This is a genomic window from Pantoea sp. 9140, assembly GCF_000745295.1.
GTDB classification, from domain to species: domain Bacteria; phylum Pseudomonadota; class Gammaproteobacteria; order Enterobacterales; family Enterobacteriaceae; genus Pantoea; species Pantoea vagans.
Genome location: NZ_JQNO01000003.1, coordinates 87,944 through 113,698, shown reverse-complemented (window position 1 = coordinate 113,698; position 25,755 = coordinate 87,944). Strand labels below are relative to the sequence as shown.

At 50.8% G+C, this 25,755-nt stretch carries 19 protein-coding genes; 6 read left to right on the top strand and 13 right to left on the bottom strand.

From position 1 onward, the window contains the following. Positions 1-36: 36 nt before the first annotated feature. From FA92_RS22065 to arnB, 8 genes are all read right to left on the bottom strand, one after another. Positions 37-1,566, bottom strand: coding sequence for a Fic family protein (locus tag FA92_RS22065; RefSeq protein WP_033785265.1), 1,530 nt, complete (start codon positions 1,564-1,566; stop codon positions 37-39). A gap of 146 nt (positions 1,567-1,712) precedes the next feature. After that, on the bottom strand, positions 1,713-2,078 hold the full coding sequence (gene arnF, locus FA92_RS22060; protein WP_033785264.1) for a 4-amino-4-deoxy-L-arabinose-phosphoundecaprenol flippase subunit ArnF: 366 nt from the start codon (positions 2,076-2,078) through the stop codon (positions 1,713-1,715). Beyond that, positions 2,075-2,395: a 4-amino-4-deoxy-L-arabinose-phosphoundecaprenol flippase subunit ArnE gene (gene arnE, locus FA92_RS22055; RefSeq protein WP_013356559.1), complete on the bottom strand. Its 321-nt coding sequence runs from the start codon at positions 2,393-2,395 to the stop codon at positions 2,075-2,077. The genes arnF and arnE overlap by 4 nt, the downstream gene beginning before the upstream one ends. Continuing rightward, a complete protein-coding gene (gene arnT / locus FA92_RS22050; RefSeq protein WP_081917242.1) occupies positions 2,395-4,062 on the bottom strand; it encodes a lipid IV(A) 4-amino-4-deoxy-L-arabinosyltransferase in 1,668 nt (555 codons plus the stop codon). Before arnT ends, arnE begins: the two co-directional genes overlap by 1 nt. After that, positions 4,062-4,964, bottom strand: coding sequence for a 4-deoxy-4-formamido-L-arabinose-phosphoundecaprenol deformylase (gene arnD, locus FA92_RS22045; RefSeq protein ID WP_033785263.1), 903 nt, complete (start codon positions 4,962-4,964; stop codon positions 4,062-4,064). The genes arnT and arnD overlap by 1 nt, the downstream gene beginning before the upstream one ends. Beyond that, complete coding sequence (arnA, locus tag FA92_RS22040) at positions 4,964-6,943, bottom strand: bifunctional UDP-4-amino-4-deoxy-L-arabinose formyltransferase/UDP-glucuronic acid oxidase ArnA (protein WP_033785262.1); 1,980 nt, start codon at positions 6,941-6,943, stop codon at positions 4,964-4,966. The genes arnD and arnA overlap by 1 nt, the downstream gene beginning before the upstream one ends. Further along, positions 6,940-7,923, bottom strand: coding sequence for an undecaprenyl-phosphate 4-deoxy-4-formamido-L-arabinose transferase (gene arnC / locus FA92_RS22035; RefSeq protein WP_033785261.1), 984 nt, complete (start codon positions 7,921-7,923; stop codon positions 6,940-6,942). Before arnC ends, arnA begins: the two co-directional genes overlap by 4 nt. A gap of 1 nt (position 7,924) precedes the next feature. Further along, positions 7,925-9,061 (bottom strand): UDP-4-amino-4-deoxy-L-arabinose aminotransferase, encoded by a 1,137-nt coding sequence (gene arnB, locus FA92_RS22030; RefSeq protein ID WP_033785260.1) that lies wholly within the window; start codon positions 9,059-9,061, stop codon positions 7,925-7,927. Between the two features lie 695 nt (positions 9,062-9,756). On the opposite strand from arnB, the gene FA92_RS22025 reads away from it, so the two are divergent. After that, positions 9,757-10,335, top strand: a complete 579-nt coding sequence (locus FA92_RS22025) for a YceI family protein (protein ID WP_033785259.1) — start codon at positions 9,757-9,759, stop codon at positions 10,333-10,335. A gap of 424 nt (positions 10,336-10,759) precedes the next feature. On the opposite strand, the gene FA92_RS22020 is transcribed toward FA92_RS22025, so the two are convergent. Beyond that, a complete protein-coding gene (locus FA92_RS22020) occupies positions 10,760-11,773 on the bottom strand; it encodes a Gfo/Idh/MocA family oxidoreductase (protein ID WP_033785258.1) in 1,014 nt (337 codons plus the stop codon). Between the two features lie 108 nt (positions 11,774-11,881). Between FA92_RS22020 and FA92_RS22015 the strand changes: the two genes are divergently transcribed. The 3 genes from FA92_RS22015 (at position 11,882) to FA92_RS23800 (ending at position 14,404) form a co-directional block, all read left to right on the top strand. Then, positions 11,882-12,892, top strand: coding sequence for a LacI family DNA-binding transcriptional regulator (locus FA92_RS22015; RefSeq protein ID WP_033785257.1), 1,011 nt, complete (start codon positions 11,882-11,884; stop codon positions 12,890-12,892). Between the two features lie 629 nt (positions 12,893-13,521). Beyond that, positions 13,522-13,965, top strand: a complete 444-nt coding sequence (locus FA92_RS22010; RefSeq protein WP_033785256.1) for a PACE efflux transporter — start codon at positions 13,522-13,524, stop codon at positions 13,963-13,965. Positions 13,966-14,200: 235 nt separating this feature from the next. Then, positions 14,201-14,404, top strand: coding sequence for an Hha/YmoA family nucleoid-associated regulatory protein (locus FA92_RS23800; RefSeq protein WP_033785255.1), 204 nt, complete (start codon positions 14,201-14,203; stop codon positions 14,402-14,404). Positions 14,405-14,592: 188 nt separating this feature from the next. Here FA92_RS23800 and FA92_RS22380 read toward each other — a convergent pair whose 3' ends face one another. Together FA92_RS22380 and FA92_RS23735 are read right to left on the bottom strand one after the other, a co-directional pair. Next, entirely contained in the window at positions 14,593-18,621 is a 4,029-nt protein-coding gene (locus FA92_RS22380) for a S6 family peptidase (RefSeq protein WP_051926590.1), read from the bottom strand. 622 nt (positions 18,622-19,243) lie between these two features. After that, positions 19,244-19,393, bottom strand: a complete 150-nt coding sequence (locus tag FA92_RS23735; protein WP_234366599.1) for a DUF333 domain-containing protein — start codon at positions 19,391-19,393, stop codon at positions 19,244-19,246. Between the two features lie 711 nt (positions 19,394-20,104). Here FA92_RS23735 and FA92_RS21995 point away from each other — a divergent pair. Further along, on the top strand, positions 20,105-22,984 hold the full coding sequence (locus FA92_RS21995) for an autotransporter outer membrane beta-barrel domain-containing protein (RefSeq protein ID WP_033785254.1): 2,880 nt from the start codon (positions 20,105-20,107) through the stop codon (positions 22,982-22,984). 42 nt (positions 22,985-23,026) lie between these two features. Then, positions 23,027-23,338 carry a NirD/YgiW/YdeI family stress tolerance protein gene (locus FA92_RS21990; RefSeq protein WP_033785253.1) on the top strand — a complete coding sequence of 104 codons (312 nt, stop codon included), beginning with the start codon at positions 23,027-23,029 and terminating at the stop codon, positions 23,336-23,338. A 119-nt stretch (positions 23,339-23,457) separates the two neighbouring features. Here the strand turns inward: FA92_RS21990 and FA92_RS21985 are convergent, their stop codons facing one another. Next, positions 23,458-24,093 (bottom strand): LuxR family transcriptional regulator, encoded by a 636-nt coding sequence (locus tag FA92_RS21985; RefSeq protein WP_033785252.1) that lies wholly within the window; start codon positions 24,091-24,093, stop codon positions 23,458-23,460. 39 nt (positions 24,094-24,132) lie between these two features. Next, complete coding sequence (locus FA92_RS21980; protein WP_013356578.1) at positions 24,133-24,723, bottom strand: helix-turn-helix domain-containing protein; 591 nt, start codon at positions 24,721-24,723, stop codon at positions 24,133-24,135. Positions 24,724-25,755: the final 1,032 nt, after the last annotated feature.

The window sequence follows — 25,755 nt, the reverse complement described above, 5'->3', positions numbered from 1 at the left end:
CATAGTGCGCAGTGATTGCCGGTGAAACCCAGGCATTCAGTCTGTCTGAGTTTCAAACGCCGATCTGACCGCTTCCACGATACGCCCGGACAGCGTCGCATCGTCCAGCAACGGGAACGTTTTTTTAAGCTTGCCGGAAATCTGCCAGCCATTTTCCTTCAGCGAACGAATAATGCGACTCGCGTCCTGATCGGGCATTTCAATGACTTCCTTCAGGCGCTGCTGTGCACGCTGAAATATCACCAGTACGCGCGCTTCATCAGCCATCTCTTTTCGGACGGTGTGCTCTATAACTTTGCAGGTATAGAGCACATGCTCGGTTAAGTCGGGATAGCGCCAGGCGAAACGGGCATCCTCATAGTCGCTGAAACTGAAGTTGCTCAGCGTGCCATCTTCATAGGTTTTGAGCTCACTAAATCGATAGCAGCCTGCATAGCGCCGCATCAGCCGTTTCGAGAACACGTCCAGCGTGCGGTCGTAGCCGACCCGAAAATCCATCGAGCTGGTGATGGTGGCTGAGACCGGCAGGATGACCCCATCAGGTATCGCCCCGTCACGAATCAGCGTGTCATTGATTAAAAATCGATGGATGCGGCCATTGCCATCACGCATCGGGTGGATATAGACGAAGCCAAACGCAATAACCGCGGCACGGGCTAGTGGCGCGGCACCCTGTGTCGCCAGGTCAAAGGCTTTGAGGCCCTGCATGAAGCAGGGAACATCATCATAGTGTGGCGCAATATAGTGGACGATATCTTCACGCATTGTCGACTGCCCGACAAACACGGGTGAGCGGCGCAGGCCCAGTCCCAGTGCGTCACGGCCAAGAATACCCTGCTGTATGGTATGCAGGCTGCTATCACTGAGCGGATCGTCAAGCTGTCCGCAATACTGCGCAATCACGTGAGCAAAACGCTGAATGCGGTCGCCCTGATCCGACTCTTTCTCAATCAGAAAACTGGCGCGCGACTCTTTAAATGTCAGCCAGCTGGCAGTGCGCATCAGAATGTCTGCACCAAAGGCGTTATCCAGATCGTTTAAGGCATCATGAAGATCGAACGTAAGCGCCTGCTCAACGGCCGCGGTTCTGCGCACCAGTGGGCAGAAATCCACCGATCCCGGCAGGTTATCATTGATTCGCCAGCGTCTGACGCGCTTTACTGTTGTTCGGGTCAGACAGGCTTTGGATGAAATGGCCTCAATATAGCCTCCATTGGTGACATCCGGCACCTGCAGCGTGTTGCCGGTTAGCCATTCATAGAAAAAGCCAGCCCGCCGCGCATACTGTCCGAACGGCTCCTGACGGCACCACGCCTCCAGAGGTTCCGGGCCGACAGCGGTAAACAGGCGGGCAAAAAACTCCAGGTGAATCTCTTCGTATTTGAGACCAAAGGCAAAGTGACCGGCAAAATCATCTTCCGGCTGATAGCCAGGGGGATAATGATTTTCCACCTGCCCCTGACTCTCATGATGAGAGCGTACCGTTCCGATAGCTGACTTAACGCGTAGTGGCTGCGCCAGTCTGATAGCATAACGTTCGCGCAGTGCGCTAAAGCCGACCAGCATAGTGAATCCTTTATCCGTTGCCCGAAAAGAATAACAAAAAGGATATTTAACACTAAAACGCTAATATGGCTATCGTGACAACATTAATTTCTATCCGAGAACGGTAATAAACGGGATCTACGATGCGGAAACGCTAATTTATTTGTTCAGGGCTTAACCACGATGCACAGCAGCCCGATAACAATAATCGCCACGCCCGCCAGGCTATGCCAGCTGAACGCCTCATGAAATACCGGCACGCAGACCGCCACCAGCCAGACCAGCACGTAACTCAGGCTGAGCAGCGGATAGACCCGGTTCAGCGAGAAATAGTACAGCGCGCGAATCCAGCAGAGCATCGAGACCCCGTACGCGCCCAACCCGGCAAGCAACAGCAAGGCAGGGAGTATCGCAATCGCAGGCAGCGACGTGAGGCTACTGACATCGGGCAGGCGCGGCATCGCCCAGCGCATCATTAATTGTGCCACTGAAACCAGCAGCACGCTGCACGCGACCCATCCGTATCCTTTCATAGCTGACTCGCCATCAGCGCCACACCCGTCACCACCAGCAGCGTGCCGGCGATCTGACGCAGCGTCAGCCTTTCACGCCACAGGATGCGTCCGGCCAGCGCAACGAAGATGAAGTTCAGGCTCAGCATCGGATAGGCCTGGCTGACAGGCACCCGCTGCAGCACCAGCAGCCAGAGGAGCATCGCAACGCCTAACAGCAGCACGCTCAACCCAATCCAGCTCAGGCGAATCCGGCGCGATGCCGCATGAGTCGCCTGTTTCTGGCACAGCTGCGCACTGCAACTGAGCAGACTCACCAGCACAATCAGCAGCAGCATTACTTCATCTGACCGTAGTAGAGGCAGACCAGCCTGCCCTGACGATAGACCGCATCAGGCACCGGCACATCCTCCCCGATATCGCTGTGCACCGAGTCGACCAGCAACAGCAGCGACACGCTTCCGGTACGGCGATGGTCGGCAAGCCAGCTGCCGAAGTCGACCTGAGAGACAAAACGGGACTGCGTATCCGGGTAGCTCAGCCCATATTCCAGCTCGCCTTTGGTGTCGTAGAAGCCAATATCGCTGCGCTGCAGATGCCAGGCGACGGCAGAAGCCACGCCGGGATTGTCCGCCAGGATAAAGCGGCTGGAGGCCAGACGTGCGCTAATCGTGGTAACAAAGTGCTGCGGCTGTTTAGCGTCGCGGATTTTTTCCGGGATCGCAGCGCCAATAAGCAGTGCGACACCCAGCGGACAAAGCGCGGCCGCCAGCCAGCGGCGCTGTGAAGATCGGCAGCTGTATGCGCCCACCAGCCCCCAGATGAGAAATGCCAGCGCGCCCAGTACCAGCTTCAGCATCTCGTGCGTGGCGAACAACGGATGATGCGTCACGCTCCAGGGCGCCAGCACCAGCAGCACCGTTGCCAGGGTGAGAATGCCGAAAATCAGGTTAAGCCAGCCATTAACGGTTAATGCGCGCCCTGCCCGCTGCGCGGCGTTCAGCCCATAGTGCGCCATCAGCAGCGACAGCGGCACAAAACAGGGCAGGATATAAGTCGGTAGCTTGCCCTTTGCCAGGCTGAAAAACAGCAGCGGCATAACCGTCCAGCTCAGCAGATAGAGCGCGCCCGGATGCTGCTGACGCTCGCGCCAGCCGATCATTAACGCGCCCGGTAACAGCGCCAGCCACGGCAGTGTGCCCAGCAGCAGAACCGGCAGGTAATACCAGAACGGTGCCTTGTGCTGTGCATTCTCTTCCGCAAAGCGCTGGATATGCTCAACCCAGAAGAAGTAGTGCCAGAAATCGGGAGCCTGATGATAGATCGCCAGCGCCCAGGGCGCGCTGATCGCTGCGGCTGAAAGTACCGCCAGCGGCCCGAAGCAGAGCAGCTCCGAAAGTCTCTTGCGCCAGATCGCCCATGGCAGAATCGCCAGCACCGGAACCGCCAGTGCCAGAAAGCCTTTGGTCATAAATCCCATGCTGCAGGCGAGACCCAGCAGCAGATAACCGCCCACACGGCCAGTTCGTCCGGTAGCCTCTGTTGCCAGCCAGAAGCTGCACATCGCCGCCGCCAGCCAGAGCATCAGCATAGGATCGAGCACCGCATAAGTGCCCACGCCGTAGACCAGCAGCGAACTGAGGAAAATCAGGGTGCCGGCCGCGGCGGTACGCGCCGAACCAAACAGCCGGCGGCCAAGCCAGAAGATCAGCGCAGCGGTGATCGCCGTGGAGAATATCGAACCCGCCCGCACGCCAAAATTGTTGTGGCCAAACAACCACTGACCCAGCGAGTTAATCCAGTAACCCGCAATTGGTTTTTCAAAATAGCGCAGGCCAAAGAAGTGCGGTGTGATCCAGTTACCGGTCGCCAGCATCTCCCGGCTGATCTCCGCATAGCGGGTCTCATCCGGTTGCCAGAGATCGCGGAACACTGGTGGGATAAGGTAATAGAGAATAAAGAAGCTGAAAAAAAGCACCCACTTCGTGTTGTTACGTATCCGCACTAGTTCGCCTCTTCAGTCAGTTGCTGGCAACCCAACCACCCTTCCCGTCCTGGGATTTCGCCTCTGACGACCCTGCCCACCGGTAACGTGCTGAGATTGTCGGGCAGCAGCTCGCCTAACGGACAGAACTGGATGCCGTTACGTTCTGCAGCCTCCAGCAGCCGATCAAAGTCCGCGTAGCCGATAATGCCCTCCACTTCGGCATGTATGGTGTAAACCGCGCCCTCATCAGACGCGAGCATCTTCGCCAGAATGTAGTCGTTATACCCTTCTGCGCTGACCTCGCGGCCAACCACTTCATCCCATGTGGGCAGCGTTACCGGGATCTGCACCGTGCCGATCTGCCCATCAGGCAGCAGGGGCCGGAACGGGCCGCTGCCCCGACAGTCGCTGTTGTAGTGAAAGCCGAAGTCCTGTTTGGCGGCGATCACCCGGCCATCAGCGCGCCAGCCTGCAACGGCCGAGCAGCTGACCGGGTGACCGAGGATCTCACTCAGCGTTTCGGTGCCGCGCGCTATCTGCTCCACCAGCTTATCCTGCGGCCAGACGCCCGCCCAGGTCTGCCAGGCAAAGTGGTCCCAGGCGTGCAGACCAACTTCATGCTGACGGGTGGCGTCCTGCATGATTTGCCGCAGGCCGCGTCCCATCTGCTTTCCCGGCCAGGCCGTGCCGGCGAGCAGAATGTCCCAGCCATAGAGCGATGCGGCACGGGAACGCAGCATCTTCATGAGAAACGCCGGTTTCACCAGCCGCCAGAGATGGCGGCCCATGTTGTCCGGTCCCACGCTGAAGAAAAAGCTGCCCCGCACCGCATGACGCCGGAATAGCTCAAGCAGCGTCGGCACCCCCTGCTTCGTGCCGCGCCAGGTATCTACGTCAATCCGCAGACCAATCTTCTTCATCACTTATCAGCCTGTTGCTCGACGGTGCGCAGGAAGAAGTCGAGCGTGTTGTCGATAGTGACATCCATCGTGACGGTCGGCGTCCAGCCCAGCAAACGACGCGCATTGCGGATAGCGGGTTTGCGGTGCTCCACATCCTGATAGCCTTTGCCGTAGTAGCTGCTGCTCTCCACTTCACGGAAACCGGCAAACGGCGGGAACTGGCTGCGCAGCGGATGACGCTCAAAGCTTTCCAGCAGCTGCTCGGCCAGCTCTTTGATACTGGCTTCGTTGTCCGGGTTACCGATATTGATGATCTGACCATCACAATTCTGCTGCTTGTTTTCGATGATGCGGAACAGCGCTTCCACGCCATCCTGAATATCGGTAAAGCAGCGTTTCTGTTTGCCGCCGTCGATCAGCTTAATCGGCGAACCTTCTACCAGGTTGAGGATCAGCTGAGTGATCGCACGGGAGCTGCCGATGCGTGCCGCATTGAGGTTATCCAGACGCGGTCCCATCCAGTTGAAGGGACGGAACAGGGTAAAACGCAGCCCCTCTTTTTCGCCATATGCCCAGATCACGCGGTCCAGCAGCTGTTTCGATACGGAGTAGATCCAGCGCTGTTTGTTGATCGGCCCGACCACCAGATTAGAGGTATCCTCATCGAAACTGGCATCGGTACACATGCCGTAGACCTCAGAGGTAGACGGGAAAATGATGCGCTTCTGATACTTCACGCAGTCGCGAATGATTTTCAGGTTCTCTTCGAAATCGAGTTCAAACACGCGCAGTGGGTTGCGGGTGTACTCAATCGGCGTCGCAATCGCCACCAGCGGCAGGATGACGTCACATTTTTTGATGTGATACTCAATCCATTCAGAGTGGATCGCGATATCCCCTTCGACAAAATGGAAGCGCGGATGCTCCAGGAAGCGGCTGATAGCATCTGAACTGATATCCAGGCCGTAGACTTCGAAATGTTCATCCTGTAGCAACCGCTCGGTGAGATGGTTACCGATAAAGCCGTTAACACCCAGGATCAGCACGCGGGTACGGCGCTGCAGCACCGACTGCGGCTTTGAATAGAGCAATGCGCCAGGCACCATGCCCAGGCTCTGCGCCAGCTGACTGCCGTTCATGTAAACGCCATGCTCAGACTGTCCGGTCTGGATTTCCAGTGCGCCTTCGCCGCAGGCGACCAGGAACGGCTGTTTAGAGATGACCGTACCCGGTTTCGCCTGCTGCTGCTGCGGATGAACCCGGCTCTTCCAGACGATAAATTTAACCGAACCGGCAAAGGCGAATGCGCCAGGCCAGGGATCGGTGACCGCTCTGACCAGATTGTGAATCGTCGCAGCAGGCTGATTCCAGTCAATGCGGCCATCTTCGGCCGTGCGACCGCCCACGCGGGTTGCCTGGCTGTCATCCTGTGGCCACTCACTGACCTCACCCTGACGCAGGCGAGGCAATACGTCGCTCAGCAACTGCTCTGCGGCCTGGGTCAGCTTGCGATGCAGCGTCAGCGCATTGTCCTGATCGTCAATGGCCACTTTCTGCTGCGCCAGAATATTACCGGCATCAGCGCGCTTCACCATGCGATGCAGCGTGACGCCGGTTTCTCGCTCGCCATTGACCAGCGCCCAGTTCAGCGGTGCCCGGCCGCGGTATTTAGGCAGCAGGGAGCCATGCAGGTTAAAGGCCCCCTTCTGAGCGCATTGCAGGATCTCATCGCTCAGCAGATGGCGATAGTAGAAGGAGAAGATCATTTCTGGTGCCATGGTACGGATGCGGTCAAGCCAGATCGGATGATTCGCCTCGTCCGGTGCATAAACCGGAATACCGTGCTCTGCCGCCAGGCGGGCTACCGAGCCGAAAAAGTTATTTTCGGTCGCCACGTCGTTGTGCGTGAAAATGGCGGTGATCTCATAGCCTGCATTCAGCAGGGCATTGATGCCGACACAGCCCATGTCGTGATAGGCGAAAACAACGGTCTTCATGATTGAGTATCCTGTACTGAAGGCTCTTCAGGAGCCTGAACAATGCGTTGAACGAAATAGCGCGGACGCGCGCGAACGTCGTTATAAATGCGCCCGATGTACTCCCCGAGCAGTCCCATACCCACAAACTGGGCGCCGATAAACATGAACAGCACGGCGAACAACACGAAGACGCCGTCACCCGCCCAGGCCGCACCAAAAAAGAGTCGCAATACGATTAGCACCAGTGAGAAAGCAAAGCCGGAGAGCGCAATCAGGCTGCCGACCACGCTGAGCAGTCGCAGCGGCGTAGTGGTCAGGCAGGTCACCAGGTCGTACATCAGGTTGATCAGGCGCATAAAGCTGTATTTAGAATCGCCAAAAGCGCGTTCGGCGTGGATCACCGGCAGCTCGATGGTGTGACGGGCAAAGGTATTGGCCAGAATCGGAATAAAGGTGCTGCGTTCGTGGCAGTTGAGCATCGCCTCGACGATGTGGCGGCGGTAGGCGCGCAGCATGCAGCCATAATCCCCCATTGCTTTGCCGGTGACCCGCTGAATCAGGTGGTTGAGCGTGCGCGAAGCCTTGCGACGGAACCAGGTGTCCTGGCGCTGCTGCCGGACGGTGCCCACCACGTCATACCCCTGACGCGCAGCCTCGACCAGCCGCGGGATCTCTTCCGGCGGGTTCTGCAGATCGGCATCAAGGGTAATAATCAGATCGCCACGGACCTGGCTGAACCCGGCCATGATGGCAGAGTGCTGACCATAGTTGCGGTTGAGCAGCACGCCGGTTATCCGGCTGCCGGGAACGGTGGCGGCCTGTTCAATCAGTTCGGCAGAGTGGTCACTGCTGCCGTCATCCACCAGCAGAATTTCATATTCAAGGTTGATGGCGTCGCAGGCGGCGCTGGTGCGCTGCAGCAGCTCCGGCAAACTCTCCTGCTCGTTATAGACAGGGATCACCACGGACAGCATATTGATCGGTTTGATATCGCGCATCTCAGGCTCCGGCAATGTCATGTAAAGCCTGAATCACGCGTTCAACATCCTGATCCGTCATGGATGGAAACAGCGGAATTGAACACATCTGCTGGCTGTTACGATCACTGGCGGGCAGACGCAGATCGGGATAGCGCTCGCGGTAATATTTGTGGGTATGCGCTGCACGGAAATGCAGGCCGCTGCCGATGTCCCGCGTCTTCAGCGCCTGCATAAAGGCATCACGGGACAGGCCGCAGCGTTGTTCATCAATGCGGATAATAAACAGGTGCCAGGCATGCTGATGCGGCCACTCTGGCCGTGAAAGTGGCGTAAAAGGCAGCGAGCACAGCGCCTCAAGATAGCGTTCAGCAATTTCACGGCGGCGGGCAATAAAACCTGGCAGTTTCTTTAACTGTACCAGCGCAATGGCTGCGCTGATATCGGGCAGATTGTATTTGAAGCCCGGCATCATCACTTCCGCCTGCGGCAGACGCCCCTGGGTCTGACGATCAAATGCATCCACAGCAAGGCCATGAAACTTCAGGCTGCGGATACGATCGGCGAGAGCGGCGTCATCGGTCACGACCAGGCCGCCTTCCGCGCAGGTGATGTTTTTGATGGCGTGAAACGAGAAGATTGCCGTGCCGCGATGTCCGACCGGCCTGTCGTGATAAGTCGTGCCCACCGCGTGAGCCGCATCTTCAATAATGGCAATGCCATGCTGCTCAGCCAGTTGATAGATCGGTGCGATATCGGCGGGCGCACCGGCGTAATGCACCGGAATAATGGCGCGGGTGCGTGGCGTAATAGCCTGAGCTATCCGTTCCGGCGTCACCATCAGGTTGTCCGGATCCACATCAATCATGACGGGCGTGGCACCCAGCAGCGTAATCAGGTTCAGGGTTGAAACCCAGGTCATGGATGGCGTGATCACCTCATCGCCAGGCCCGATCCCCATCGCCATCAGCGTGACATGCATCCCGGCAGTAGCCGAGCTCACTGCAATGGCATGCTGGTTGCCGGTCAGCTGAACAAAGGCCTGCTCCAGTTCGGCGCATTTCGCCCCGGTTGTTATCCATCCGGAGTCGAATACCGCTTTAACAGCAGCCAGCTCCTCATCACCGAATGAAGGGCGGGAAAATGGCAAAAAATCCATGCTAAAACTCCTGCAAATCAAACCCATAAACTGTCGCGCGTTGTTAATCGGATATAACGCCGGAAAAGAACTGTAATAGCGATTTATCAATGTCTGGCAGGCAGATAAGTCATAACAGGTTTCCCGTTATGGAATTAAGGTTACCGGACTGCTAATACAAGCTAACGTATGAAAGTTAACTGAACATTAAATGAATAGGTTTAATTACAATAAAATCAACAGGGATTCAGTTAATGGATTCCTGAAAAGTTCACTATTATTTCAATAATATTTCCCCGGCACTCAACTCTTTTTGATTTATTGATATTTTGTTTATAAAACAGCAAGCCCGGCCTGTTGTCAGCTCAGATATAGCTCGCCTGACATCAATTCCCGCGCAGAATAAAAACGTAAGCCACTGATTAAAATAAGCTAATTTCAGATTGTGAATTGCCGAATCAATGTCGTCACATACTTCCAGTCAGGATTTCAGTAAAATGACAGATTAATAAAGTCGCCTTAATGTATTCTTAATATTTCCCGTTATTAATGTTCCGCTACCCGGAGTAATCATTACATTTAGGTGAATCTGAGGTGACAGTCAGTTAATATCTTTCAGATTATCTGTGCCTCTGTGGTAAAAGCAGTGCGAATAAAAGCGAATAAGATCGCGGTTTCAGGCATTAACGTTTGGTCTTTCTGAAAGAGAAAAAGTGATGATACGTGCCGCCTGTTTATGCACTCTGTTTGCCCTGATCAGCCCGGTGCTCTGTGCCGCGCCGGTAACCTATGCCATTACCCCCGATAAAACGTCGATTGGCCTTTCGTGGCGTGCCTTTGGACATGACTTTTCGCAGGCCAGACTGCAGGGCGTGACCGGCATGGTTACGCTTAATCCTGATGAAGATCGTGACGATCGTATTGAAGTGAATATTCCGGTGGGAACGCTGGTCGCCTCGAACAGCCTGTTAACCTGGCAACTGAAAAGTGATCTGTTTTTTGATGCAGAGCGCTACCCGCAGATTCATTTCGTCAGCAGTCGCGTGGCTGCGCTGGGTGACGGTAATTACCGGATTTTTGGCACGCTGACGGTTAAAGCTGTCAGCCGGCCGGTGGTGATGCTGGCCTCGCTGGACAGCGGGAAGACGCTCGTTCCTGCCTCTCGCTTGCTGGCACTGCATGCTTCCACCGCCATCTCTCGCTCCGCCTTCGGTATGGATCGGCTGGTCGGGGTAGTTGACGATCGGGTAAATATTGCGCTTAAGATTGCAGCACAGGTCAGAGAGCCGCGCTGATTGCCACCGCTGCGCATGCCGCAGGATAAGGTAAGCGCTGCCTGTCATGTTTCAGCGGTGGACGCCAGTTGCGCTGAGAGGTTGCGGCCAATCAGTGCGTATTGATAACCGTCGCGCGTCCACCAGGCCAGCTGCATGCCGTGACGCTGTTGGCGAGCAATCGGGTTCGTGTCTTCGTGTCGTGCGATGCGGGCGAGATACAAAGCGCCATCGGGCCATAATCCGCGTGCAACCAGGCGATCTGCGCAATTGACGTCCGTTCGTAGCGCAGGATATGCACCATTTTCAGTTCAGCACCCGCTATGCGCAGTTGATGAAACCTGCCAGAGACACTCCGCCAGCGCGGCGCTATACGGTAAACAGCTCAGCACCGGTTTCTATTCAATAAAAATAAACTTATTTTTTGTCAGCCTGCCATGCCGAATCAGATCAGCACGTTTTCCACCTGACAGAAACGCCTTTCCGTCAGGGACATCACCGCGGCTTCCGCAATCGCCTGTGCCCTGAGGCCATCCTCCAGACCAGGCAGATCCCCAACCTGCTCCCCGTTCAGCGTTCGGATAAATGCATCCAGATGAGCATAATAGGTTGGCTGCACCCGGCTGAACCAGTCTGGCAGCAGCCCAGGCTGCTGAATCTGCGCGCCCTGATAACAGCTGACTCCGCGCTGCGGCTGGGAGGCCGATTCCAGCATGCCGTTTGCCCCCATCACACTGATGCGTTCGTCATAGCCATAGCCGGTGCGGCGGGCATTATCGAGCTGTGCCAGCGCCCCGCTCTGCAGCCGCAACAGCAGCGTGCTGGTATCCACGTCGGCGAATTCGCCGATCAAAGGTAGTGCCAGCGCGGCCCCCATCGCCGCCACTTCCGTTACCTCTTCTTCTGTCAGCCAGCGCAGCAGGTCAAAAAAGTGGATAGCCTGATCGCGCATCTGACCGCCGGACGTCTGAAGATAGGCCAGCGGCGGCATGGACGAAGAACGGCAGACCATCTGAATCAGTTCTGCCGGACCAATCCGCCCCTGACGGAGTTGCTGCTTTAGCTGCTGATGGCTGACATCAAAACGGCGATTAAACCCCACCGTGACCGGCACGTTGTAAGGGAGGACGTTAGCCACGGCCTTACGGGCACGCTCAAGAGAGAGATCGACCGGCTTTTCACAGTAGATTGCTTTACCGGCGCGGGCAGCGGCTTCAAGCAAATCCGCATGGGTTGGCGTCGCGCTAGCGATAAGCACCATGTCAATTTGCGGATCGTTTATCGCTTCAGTCACGGACGCGACCCGGGCATCATAGCGGGTCGCAAAGTCGGCAGCGCGCGACGGTTCCGCATCCGCCACCCACACCAGCTCTACTCCAGGATGGGCCTGAAGATTCGCGGCATGAACTTCACCAATAAAGCCACACCCCAGCAGGGCAACACGTTGCTTTTTATTCATTTATTTGAACTCCATCATAGTCCGGCAGAAAGCTGCACCGGCAGGATAACGCGGCGTTTTACACTTACGGCATGATGTTTTGAGGTGTTTACCTCAGAGGAGAGCGGCATGTCGCTGAAAGAGGTCGCCCGACGGGCAGGTGTGGGACTGGCAACCGTGGATCGGGTGCTTAATGAACGTGGCGGCGTCGCGCCGGAGACGGTTCACAGAGTACTGCAGGCAGCACGGGAAATAGGTCTGAAGCGTATCCTGCCTGAAGAGCATCGTCATCCGTGGCAGATAGAATTGCTGCTGAGCAGCAACGATTCGTTTTTCTTTAAGCAACTGGCGCAGGATTTTACAGAGGTCGCCTCGCATCTGGGCTATCGCCGGTTAACGCTGCATCGCACCTTTGTTCCGGAAGCACAGCCCGGGCGACTGGCCAGGCTTATCAGACAGGGAGCAGAGACACGGGATGGACTGATCGTTTTTGGACATGAGCATCCGGCGATTTATGAGGCGCTGGAACATTGCCAGGTGCGTGGTGTACCTGTGATCTCGCTGGTCACCGATTTGCCTGGTGCTGCCCGGCTCTGTCATGTCGGGATCAACCAGCTGCAGGCAGGACGCACCGCCGCTCAGCTTATGGGTAAAATGCTGCATCAGCCCGGTGAGGTATTGATGGTCAGTGGTCACAGGGATTACAGCGCGCATCGTCAGCGCATTGAAGGATTTTGCACGCTGATGACTGAACGCTATCCCCATCTTCGTCTGCGTGAAGTTCTGGCCGCTCAGGAAAATCGCGAAACAATCAGTAAGTTGCTGGAGAAACAGCTGGTTCGGAGCGGAAATCTGTTGGGAATTTACAACACCGGGCTGGGGAATACCGAAATCGGACAGGCGCTGGCACGGCATCGCCAGCTGAATCAGTGCGTCTGGGTCACCCATGAACTTTACGCCACGACACGCACGCTGATGGCGCATCAGAGCGTTGCGCTGACGCTGGATCAGAATACCCGGCAGCATGCTCAGTTGGCGGTACAGCTGATGCTGAATTATCTGGAGCAGAAAGTGAAACCCGATGAGTATGCCAGTGGAAAAGTAGACTTCATGATTTATACAGCCGAGAACGCGTTATGAAGCAAACCAACACCTCATACTCTCCACCGGGGGCCGCATTTTCGTTATAGATGCCAGCCGTTGAATCTGTTTAGGCTATTGATAATGGCAAAGCGGACAAACCACTTTTAACCTCATGCAGCCTCACTTTTACTCTGCACTTCTGTATTGCAATCGCCTCAGAACGTCAAAAAACGCCGACATACAGTTTTTAAAACTGCCCACCCCCTAAATATTAAAATATAAATCTATATACACTCAATTTGTTATTTTAATATTCCACTCCATTTCTGAGTTGTTATCATCGCCTCGAATCCGACAGACCATCACCGCATGCAGTGAAAAACTTTCCAGATTAACCATTCTGGACCCGGGTCGTTGAACAGAATGAGTAATTCAGGAGCTGGCATGCTAAGGCGCATCACTGATAAAGCACGTTTTGTATAAGGTTTGATAAATATCAAGCCTGCCTGGATTTTTATGGGTAGTTTCCCGTTACGCTTTCACTTTATGACAGTGCGATGCTAAATTCTCATCGGTTTGAGGCAGGGAAACGTCCAGCGCTTTGAATATAAGCGGACTGAGCAGTAGGTTATCCTGAATTTTATCTCCACCGGTAACGGTGCCTGGCGGATTAATGAGAGCGTGGTTTGGAACAGTGTTTATCTCCGGTGCGCACCACCACAGAAAGAGTGCTGCACGCCGTTATTTTCGAAGTCGTTGCTAATGTCCTGGTATTCATCATTCTGATTAATTTTGCCTCGGCAGCACCTTCGCAATCGGCACTGTTGACTATAGTTTCATCAACGCTGGCGATGGGATGGAACTATCTGTTCAACCTGATTTTTGACAGCGTTCAGCTGCAAACCGGATTTAAAAAAGACTGGCGAATAAGATGTCTCCATGCCGTTTTATTTGAGGCAGGTCTGTTATTCGTATTGATACCTTTTGCAGCATGGTGGCTGGATATTACGCTACTCGCAGCGCTGAAACTGGAATGTGGATTGGTGCTGTTTTTTCTGGTTTATGCTTATCTGTTTAATCTGATATGGGATTACGGTAGGGCTGCAGTAAAAATCATTAAAAAACAATAAATTATAAAATCAATAAGGTGAAAACTGATTTTTTAACCTTCCGCTTAGCCAGGTCAGTGAAGCGTCAGAGGCGACACTGCGCATCTGAACGCATCCAGTGCGTAAGGACACACGTATATCAGTTGTCAGGTTATTATTTATTTTACTGGCAGCATCGATAGCACAGCGAGTCAGCTTAGTTAAAGTTAAGACCGCGCATAAGCTCATTTTTACAGGTTAACTTCAGCAAAAAATTATGAACAAAATCTACTATCTGAATAAGTTAAGAAACTGCCCGTCAACCGATATCCTGGATATCGTGACAAGCTATATGCGGAAAAAACTTCCTTCTGACGATCTCTCTTCTTTTGAGGGCGCATACGATCATCGCAAAGCCGAACTAATAATGAATGAGACTTACAACGAAGTGCCTGCGGAAGTCTGGCGATTAGTTTGCTGACGCTGAAATAAGCAGAGAAAATTAACATTAATACATTATCCGCTGAAAAATTACTGCACTGCTGATTATCCTTTTTCGTCTTACAGGTACGTCCGCGGACTGATATTTTCCAGCAGGGATAATGTATCGATAAGTCAGAGCATCACCCCTTCATGCAGTGATGCTCTGATATTATTCAGACACGGATATCAGAAGTGATATGACAGGCCGATCATACCACTGTAATCCGTTTTAAATTCACCACCCAAACTGCTCTCTACTTTCGCATTTAGTGAAAGGCCAGGCGCGACAATACCTTCCAGCCCTACACTGCCACGATAACGGTTATCTGACCAGGCGCTGTATTGCCGGTTTGACTGACGATCGGAAAGTGTGGTTGTGGAGCCATTATTACCAGGTGAATACTGATAGGCCAGACTGGCATTGACGTTAATATTCGGCATTAATGCGCCCAGACCGCGTTTCTGCACCATGAACCCGCTGCTGGTGAAGTAAGGTGTGGATGAACTTAACGAAACTGACGCATCTTCCCCTTTCAGGGTATAGCCGGACATGACACCAGCGGTCACACCAACAAACGGTGAGATAAACAGAGTATCGTTAGCCAGCGCAAACTCATAGCCAGTGCGCAGGCTGCCTGCCAGCATATGGCTGTCCTTTTTCATGCCATTAATATTTAAAGCAGGATCCAGCGTTATCTCCTGATTCAGATACATATAACGACTGGCCGCATCAAAGAACCATCCGGCATCAGCCTGCCAGGAATAAAATGCACCGACAGTAGCCAGTCGATGCTTTTCATGACCCTCCCCTTTTACCTCACCCTGCGTATAACTGGCGCTGATACCGGCTGTTTGCTTGTCGCTGCGGGTATCCCAGCCCACATTCAGTGTTTGCTGGTTGACGTCGAGTCCAAGAAAATGCCCTTTTTTCTGCTCTATTGTTGCCCATGATCCGCTGCTTTCTGGCGCGGCGCGCAGACTGTCAGTGCGGTTATGCAACTGACTGACCGCTTCACTGAAAATGTACTGCCGCGAGGCGATTAAGGCACGCGTGCGCTGGATCAATGGCAGGTTGTCGTAAACAGAGAACCAGTCATCCGGATTGAACGCCGGCTTTTTGGCTTCCTCTTCTGCTTTCGCTGCTTCCTCTTTCGCTTTTTTTTCAGCTTCGGCTTTTGCCTCAGCCTCTGCTTTGGAATTAGCTTCTTCCTCTGCTTTCGCTTTCTCTACAGCAGCTTGCTCAGCAGTAGCATTATCCGCTGACGAAGCATCTGTAGCAGGCGCTGGCTCTGGCGTTACTTCTGGCTCAGGGGTAACTTCCGGTGCTGGCGACAATTCCGGCTCAGGCGTGACTTCCGGTGCTGGTGTCAGTTCTGGCGCTGGCGTCGGTTCCGGCGCAGGCGTCACTTCCGGTGCTGGCGTCGGTTCCGGCTCAGGCGTGACTTCCGGCTCAGCCGACTTATTACTTTCCAGCACCCACAAAACACGGTCGTTATTGTCTTTCACCTGATAATTGGGGGTGTAAACGCTAAATCCGCTGTAGCTGTCTGCAAAAGAGAAATAGCTGTGCGACGTGCCAGCAGGTGCATCAACCATTACCAGATCCTGGGCCAGCGCAACTTCGTCTTCACTTCCGATTAGCAGACTTACGTCCAGCAGGTTGTCGCCACCACTCACCGAATTTTTTACAATCAGTTTGTCGCTTTCCAGTGTGGAGGGTTTAACGCCTAACATCAGATTTAACCCGGTCGCATCCAGCGTATCGACATTCAGTGTTTTGGCGCTCCAGCGGCCTGAAGGCACCATTGAAAGTGTCGAACCACGTCTCGCCAGAAGTGAACTGATATTACTGTTGCCGGTCATCGTCCAGTTCGCATTGGCATCCAGCGTCATAAGGCTGCTGCCTGTTGATGTTACGGCCCCCTGATAGTTAACCTTACCAAGATAAAGTGAGGCATTGTTAGCCAACTGAACATCGCCTTCCACTTCGCTGGCGGGCAGCAGTGCCAGTGCATCCGCGCTTCGCACTGGCTGACTGCAGGAAACATCATCAGAATAGATGGCAGAATAGCAACGCCAGCTTTTCTCGCCTGCAAGCTCGCTATCGTTGTAGCCAAAAGAGAGTTTTGACGAATCAGCAGCAACAATGTTGGCTTTCACGCCAGCATATTCTCCCACCTGGAAATTCGCACCAGTACCTACATTGATCTGATCGGCTTTAAACAGTGAAGTGTTCCAGTCGTCATCAACGATAACGCCTCCCGCATGTGGAACCGGCTGACCAGAGAGCACCACCGTGCCATTCTCAACATTGAGATTGCCATTCAGGTTCATGCCCCCCGTAAGTGCAGTAATGGCCGTAGCGTTGTGCGGCAGGATATTCACGTTCATCACGCCGTTAAGCGCCTTCTCCAGGGTTTCTCCCAGAAAGCCTCGGAATACCTGAATATTAAGCTGTGTGAGGCGATGGTTGATCGCTTCATCCGCATCGGTTCCAAGATACGTCCAGGTCGATGTCGAGGTTTTATCGGTTGGGAAATACCAGTAGGATGAGGTATTTAATTGAAAATACTCGGTATCTTTGGTGTAGGGGTTTTTATACACATAGATATTACCTGGTGTTCCTTTTGGGTTACTGCCCGTAAATGTATAAAAGGGAACGTCTGCGGCGTTATAGCCCGTAATGTTCAGCGTTGCTGCGGCAGCACTGTGGTTTACCAGCGTAGCACCGCTATCTGTATGGTTAATCCTTTTAAAACTCAGCGCGTTTCCATTCAAATCTAAACGGCCCCCACGATAGCCAAAGTAGATCTGATCAGTCGCAACCTGACTTTCATCATTCAGTACCACGGTTGGCCGACCACTCACTAAAGTGACTGACGAAAACGCCTGTTTATTGCCTGAGGCATCAGCTTGTTGATCGAGGATAACGGTACCCTCTCCCACATTCAGTGAACCCGGGTTTGTGCCAATGGCATTGATATGCAGTGTACCTGCGCCGATTTTATGCAGCGCATCGCTTGCCACGCCATTGACCTGCCACAGAACCTCTTTGTCCGCGTCAACCTCAATGCCGCCGCCAGCCCAGGTCGCATTGACGCCGTCGGCAGACGAGACAGTGTAGTTATTGGAAAACTGAAGTTTGCCAGCGCCCATGTTGATCGGCGTATTTAGCGTGATCAGCCCGCCAGCACCGTTGAAGCGAAGATCTTTGGTGGCATCAAGTTCTGCATTGGTGGCGATAGAGGGCGCCGCTGACGCATAGGCCGAATCCAGGCCTGCCCATGACCAGGAGGAACCGTATTGTGTGATCGCGGTGTTGTCCCAGAAAATCGTGCCGTTACCTGCGACATCGACAACATCAGGAGAGGTGTTAGTGGCAATAGTGCTTTGAATGTAACCATCCGGAATATATTCCCAGATACTCTCGGTGCCGTAAGGCTGATCATTAACAAACGCACCGTGTAACACCCCTGCAATCTTCCAGACCTTATCTGTTTCGTCATAGACCATGATTGGGCTGCCACTGTCACCAGCCATAGTCCCGATCGCCAATGGTGAAGTCAGGGGATTATCTGGACCATAGTCGATCGCACGCAAACTCCCGGATGGCGTGGTAACTGTACCGGCATTGATCGTTCCCCCACTAACCCAGTTATAAGCACCACTCAGGGTAATCTGCTGTGTCTGATCTTCGCTGACCTGGCTTTGTGTACCACCACCGATACGGGTATACCAGGAGTAGCGCGAAGTATCCCCTTTACGGATCTCAGACTTCTCTACGGTTTCAATTGGTCCGGCATCGATAACCACTTTATTCAGACGTGGCAAATGAAAATCGACGTCTGAATCAGATGGTGTTTCATTACGATTAATCAGCTTGTAAGTTGCGCCATACTGCGCACCTTTACCAAAACCCACTGACTGATAACCGGTATTATGGCGTGCACTGGCAACATAGGAAGGCGCAACCAAGGTACTATAACCATAATTAGCGACCATGCCGAAATCGGGCATAGCGAAATCAAGATACCCCGATAAAGTACCATCCATTTTATAGACCGGTATATTCGTCAAACCAACAGAATAATTCCCCAGGTTTTCAGCGAAATCACGATATTCCTGCACATCAACATCGTGTCGCATGATGCCCGCATAAGATTTTGTGCAGATAAAGAAGGTGCAATATAACGCTGCGCTTCCAAAATGTTTCAATGGATTATCCTCATGAGGCTATTATTATTTAAGAAAAACACCTTAATTAATGAAATAGTATCATTATGACAATCGGCAACAGAATCTGAGTTTTATATAGATATTGATTCAGATCAAAGTAAGAAGCCAGATTAGCGTAAAATTTGTGATAACCCATTGTATTAAAAGGCTATAAAAACCCATTACCAAATTGGATTAAATTTTTTCATTTAATATATTTATTAAAAATCATGTCGGGACAATTGCCAAATGAGATCAAAATAGATATAAAAAAACACTTCCTGATAAAAAATAATTTGTTAATTCAGAATAAAATTTTTTATCTACCGGGAAGTTAATTCTTATCTAAAAGAAGCTAATAATACTTTGTGGAAATAATGGTCAATATCATTCATGGGATTAACCCATCCAGTGTCTGGTACACATAAAACACGCGGTTAACCCATTTATAGTGTAAGAACGGCACCAGGAATCCGTAGTAGTCCAGAAAAAGGACTGCGATAAATGATCGGGTGTCTTGCAAAGATTTAGCCAGGATTGAGTTTAGACAAAGCCTCTTTGGCATTATCTATGCATTTCAATGGCGTTTGATAATCCTGCTGGCAGGGAAATTGAAAAGTGATTATTGCGGGTGATCGCGATGATACAATGCCCACTGCTCAATCCTTTCTCCTGAAGGTAACAGACAGTAGAGTGTGCTGGTGCTCAATGATTCATCCTTTACCTGCTGGCCGCCACGCTGCAGGCACCATTGACTTGCAGGATTCCGCATTGCCAGGCGCTGTGGCTCGGCATGATGGGGCATGCAGGCACTAATTTGTAGCGTGGCCAGCATCAGGGAGCAGACTGTGATTCTGTTCATGATTTTCATAAAACCCTCTCTCAGGATCAATTTCAGGTAGGTGAGACTTCATTTCTTATGCTCACAAGGCTATGGCACAAAGCGCATTAGCGCATTAATTAATACGCTCGCCGTCATACGTTTTTCATAGGCCATCGCTTCAGATTCCTTTCTTGCCCGTTTATGGAAAAATCTGGTGTGTATCTGAGCATGTAATAATGATAGCACCTACGCGCTAAACCCTCTCTTAACAACACCTATTGCTACCAGCACTCTCATTACTGACCTGCGAGAACCAATAAACAAACCTCAAATGAGAATGACTGTAATAATAAATAACAAGACTTCCCGAGTGACAGCTAACACATAAGCTTAATTTTAAATGAAAATTCCTTTATGACACTTCGGTTCTTTTAACCTCTTGTCAAAAGATGCATGCTTTCACTCTCTTTACATAATTAACGCCTGACCTGCATAATCCTGCCGCCCTTAGTAAATATGCTGTAATTAATGGATTTAATTAACAAGACGTTTAATTCTTATCGGGCTAAAAGAGCGTATGAAGTGCGAAATGGCATGCCTGTTTAACATTTTCACAGCCCCCCAGGCCCTTTAATAAAACCTTAAGGAAGAGTCACAGATATGAATAATAATACTGACTTAAATAAACGCGTAAAAGCGATGATACTGGCCGGTGGAATGGGTATGTTGCCTCTGGTCAGTTCAGCTGCAGTTGTCGGAAGCCAGAGAGGCGGAGATATTACGCTGGCAGATGGCACCACATTAATCGCCGATCAGTCATCTGGCGATGGTTATTATGGCATTCTTGTAACAGGTGCAACCGCTGCTGAAGTGACAGCCGGTTCGGGCAGCACAGTTACGGTGAAAGACCCTGAGCATTACGCTAAGGGAATTTTCATCCAGGCTGCGAACAGTCACTTTACTGCTGATAAATTAATTCTCAATGTTTCAGGAATATCCGCAGTGGCGATGGAGCTCAGTGGAAAGCAGGTTACTGCCAATCTGGGATCAGGTAGCTCCGTCACATCGATTGGATCAGGTATTGCTTACGCAGAGGGGGTGGTTGTAAGCAATCAATCCTCGTTGCAGGCCGAAGCATCGAGTATCAGTACCCAGGGCACCAACGGTATTGCACTGCGCGTCAGCGGTTACGGCTCAAACGTTGATCTAGGCAGTGACAGTAGTATACAGACCAACGGGACCAACAGTCATGGTGTACAGGTGGACACACTGACCGGTGATGCGATTAATGGTGCCGCAACGCTTAAAGCGGAAGCGCTGACCATTAATACTCTGGGCGATGCCTCGCAGGGCATCAATATTCAGGATAATGGCTCGGTTGATTTGGGCAGCCACTCAACCATTATCACCACAGGTAAGACTTCTGCAGGCATCTGGAGCCTGGGTGAACTGACTGCCGATCATCTGACAATCAGCACATCTGGCACGACTTCTCCTGGCATTTCAGCCAGAGAAAATAGCCTGATAAATGTCGGCGCAGGCAGCGTGATCTCTTCAGCACAGACTGGCGGCCTTGTTGCGATGGATAATAATGCCACCCTCAACTTTTCAGGTAGTGAAGAGGAACGCAACACCATTCAGTCTGGTGGTTATGGCGCATCCGCCCAATCGACAGGTGCAGTGATCAATCTGGCAAACACAGATATTGTTCTTAAACAATCAGATATGATCAGCAGAGGCCTATGGTCTCTGGGGGGAGGCGTGATTAATGGCGAAGACATCAGCATCACCGGGCCTGATACAGGAATAGGTGTTGTCGCCTGGAATGGTGGCCAGACCAATCTGACAGGCGATCTCTCTATAGATATGGCCTCTCCGGACGGAGTAGCAATAGCAACACTTTACGCCGAAGGGTTTGAACCGGGCATTATTACTTCTCAGGGTAAAGCGGATATCACCGGCAGCGTGGTATCGCTGGGAGGTCTGATTGACATTAATTTAGAGCCGGGTTCACTGTGGTCCGGTAGTGCTGCCAGCGATAATGTGAATGGCGGTCATTTAAACGTCAGCCTCACCAACAGCACATGGAACGTTAGTCAAACATCAAATCTTGATAACCTGACATTAAATAACTCACTGACAGACCTTTCTGCAGCAACAGACGATGCGACCTACTCCACTCTGACCATTGCTAACCTGAGCGGTAGCGGCAACTTTACCCTTCGTACCAATCTGGTCGGCGATGGTGAAGGGGTAAATAATACTGGCGACAAAATCGTGGTGACCAAAAGCAGCGCAGGTGAGTACGGTCTGAATATTCTGAACCGCGGCAGTGCCATTACCACAGGTAATGAAGTGCTAACCGTTGTTGAGACTACCGATGGTATCGCGACTTTCAGGGGCAACACCGACGTTGAACTGGGCGGCTATGTCTATTCGGTCAACAAACAGGGTACTAACTGGGTTCTCTCATCGCCAAAAACACCTGAAACGCCCGCAGCAGACGAACAGGCTGTAATACCAGCAGAGAATCCCACTGTTCAGCCCGCCTCCGCTTCGGATGCCACGGATGCCACGGATGCCACGGATGCCACGGATGCCACGACGCCATCAGGACAAAATAATTCAACCATCACCAGCACAGCGAATGCAGGTGCCAACTTCCTTAACATCGGTTATCTGATGAATTATGCCGAAATGCAGACTCTGATGCAGCGTATGGGTGATGTGCGCCAGGGAAAGACGGGCGGCAATGTCTGGCTGCGCGGAATGGATGGGCGTTTCAGTGGTTTTGCCAATGGCAAGCTGAGCAACTTCAGCATGAATTATACAGGCTATCAGTTTGGGGTAGATAAACGCCTGTCCGATGATCTGCCGATCTATCTGGGCTTGTTCATGGGAGCAACAGAGGGCTCGCCTCATTATCGTACTGGCGATGGGACTACCAAATCTGAACATTTTGGTATCTACGGCACATGGCTGAATGACGCGGGCTTCTACCTGGATGGCGTACTGAAATTCAACCGCCTGAGAAATCAATTCGATGTCAGCGATACCCAGAATAATCGCGTATCCGGACAGGGTGTCTCATCAGGCCTGAGTGGATCACTCGAAGCCGGGAAGAAGTTCAGCTTCTCTGACGAACTTACTGGCTTCTACCTGGAACCACAGCTTCAGCTGACTGCCGGTCATCAGGATGGAACCTCTTTGCAGGCGTCGAATGGCCTCAACATTAATCTCTCAAGTTACAAATCGATGATGGGAAGAGCCAGCGTACTGGCAGGTTATGAAGTCAATCAGAACAACTACAAACTCAATACTTATGTCAAAACAGGTGTTTTGCGCGAGTTTGACGGGGATGCTGCTTATGCTCTGAATGGTTCAGATGAGCGTCTCTCGTTTAAAGGTAATGGCTGGAATAACGGTATCGGTGTCAGTGCGCAAATCAGTAACCATACCCTTTTTATCGAAGGAGATATGGTGAATGGAAATCGCTTCAACCAGCGCCAGGTCAACGCCGGCTATCGTTTTAGTTTTTAATAAATAAACCGACAAAGGATGGGTGTTAAAGGAAACGTGTAAATGAAGAAAATATTATGGATGATACTTGCCCTCATCAGCTCAGGCTCGGTATATGCCCGGCAGGAGGTCACGGTTGCAGAGGCGAAAACCCTGCGCGACGATCGTCAGGTTACGCTCACGGGAACGATCACTGGCAGGGCCGATGATGATCACTACTGGTTAAAAGACCCGACTGGCCGCATCCGTGTCGATATAGACGATGATGATGATGATCGCTATCTGATTGGTAAAAAGGTACGGGTTAGCGGTGAAGTTGATAGGGATGATGGCTACAGCGAAATCAACGTAGATCATGTTTATATCCTGAAATAATTATCTGTAAATATAAAAAAGCCAGCGGTGACGCTGGCTTTTTTACTTGTTTTAACGTATCAGGAGTCTCAGTTAACCTAACGTTTGCAGGATCACGGACATATGAGATGCATAAGGAGTTAAAATTTTACAGACTCAATAACACCCTTATAAAGCTCTAGCAGAGTCAGATCATTGATGAAGGCGTTAAAGGCCATATCACCACTTAGCGAAAACTTCTTCATGACATTGTATTTATGTGCATAAATTGTTTTAGCGGAGAGATTCAGGCGTTTAGCTGTCTGCCCTACGCTATACCCTTTCTTGAGAAAACTTAGCACCTGCAGCTGGACTACAGTAATACGTGCGAAATCGCAATGCGAGCAATCCGTGTGTACAAAACCTTTGGCGCTCCCCTGATTTCCCAGCCAGAACCGGATGATTTTATCAGCAATATCGCGAACAGAATCCCTGCGCGAAATGATAATCAAAGAACGATAGCAGAGAGGCAAATGCTCAGTAATAATGTCTTCAATATCATCAACAAAGACTATTAAAATGCTACCGGGTTTCCTATCCCGGTAGGCAGGCTGACACATATAAAGGCGCCACTGTGCAACACTAATGAGTATAAAGTCCGCCTGACATAAACTTTTCGCGTCATAAGCGTGTAAGAATTCTACTGGCGTATCTGATAACAGTGCCTCCTCAATAATTTTGGAGATGCCCAGCCGAAAGAAGTAGTTCTCATTTGTACAAACGACTTTAAAATCCATTTTTCCCTTAAGCATCCCAAAAGTTAAATAAAAATAGACTCAGGTAAACTTGCCATTAACCAGGGTCAGCTCACCTTTCTCTTTTAATTCTTTCAAAACTCTGCAAATGGAGCTTTTTGAAAGATGAGAACTGTTTTCAATCAGGTAAAGTGCCGAAAAGCGCTTCTTAAGATGCGGTGGCAATTTTTCCCAGCGGCCAATTAAAGAAATCACTTCATCATGTGAGTTATTCTTGGGTAGCTGAATGTAGTTCATCAGGTCTGAGTACTGGCCAGAAAGAATGGACATGGCATCGTTAAAGAGGTCCTTCTCAAATACCAGTCGCCAGAACACATCGTAATCGATGAAACTGACCTTCCCATAATCGATTCTTTCCAGATAGACAGGAGGTTCATCGAGTGCCGGTGTGACACCGACAACAAAGGGAGCAGACAGGATATTTAAGACCTTATTTTCACTCTTTAATTTTAGTAAGAAGTCACCATCAAGAATGAACATTACCCGGCGTACATTATCTTTAGTGAGATGATAACGACGCTTACCACGTGAAATCTCATCTGGATTAGCAACCTGGGTGTACCCGGCTAGCGCATCGATGATCCGCTCATGATTCTCAGTCACTCTATACATAATAATTAACTCAATCTAACTAACACGAAGTTAGTGATTAGTAGAAAAATTAGTAAAAATCCGTTTGTTATAGTCTCTTTATTTCGCCTGGTGTATTTCTTATCTCTGACCCCCCAATATAAGCCATAGAAGAGGTCGTTATTGGTTTCACTATAGTAAAACCATTGCGATAAAATTCAACACCACAAACATGCAAAAAGGAAGATCATTAAGCCAGCGAATGGCATCACAACCAGATATTTCACCGCTTTAAAGCCATTTTATCAGTAGTTCAAACTAACAAGTAGAGACTTACTGATGGGGTTATAACTTTTTCCTTAAAAAAGGAATCAATCATAACCATATGAACATTAATGTTATAAAATCACTGTATTAAAACAAACAAGTACGCAGTAGCATTTTAAAAACCTGTAATAATCTTCACATGTTTACTCATAATATAATGATTGTTAATTCTCCCGTAAAAATAAAAAAAACAACACAGCTCCTGATGGCATAAATTAAACCATAGCATTGTCATAACAGACATTTAAATCGACAAATGATATATATATAGATTTATATTCTAATTTTTAATAATTAATAAGAATTTTAAGCCAACACAGGACATACCTTTAAGCACCCGGATTTTACTTTACACTTCATATGAAGCTGACTCACTGCGAATCAGACTGATTTAAGAAAAGCCCATAGATTATTTTCAAAGCCTTTACATCGCAGAATGCGTACCATTCTCACCGTCTGAAATTGATAGTTCCGCCTCAACGAAAGACAACCATAAAAATATGAACAGAAATAACTTATCGATAAGCTGAATAACCTCAATCCACCCAACTAAATCATAATGGATGTAAAAAAAATGTAATGAAATCATAACTTCTATAGCCAGTAAAAACCGCACCAAATATCAATTATGGATATTTTGCTATTTTATTTTTTATGACCTAAGAATCTAATAGCGCCGTTCGCTTGAAGCGGCATTTTAAAAAATTCATTACTGAATAACTGAACAACTGATTAATCCTGGAGATA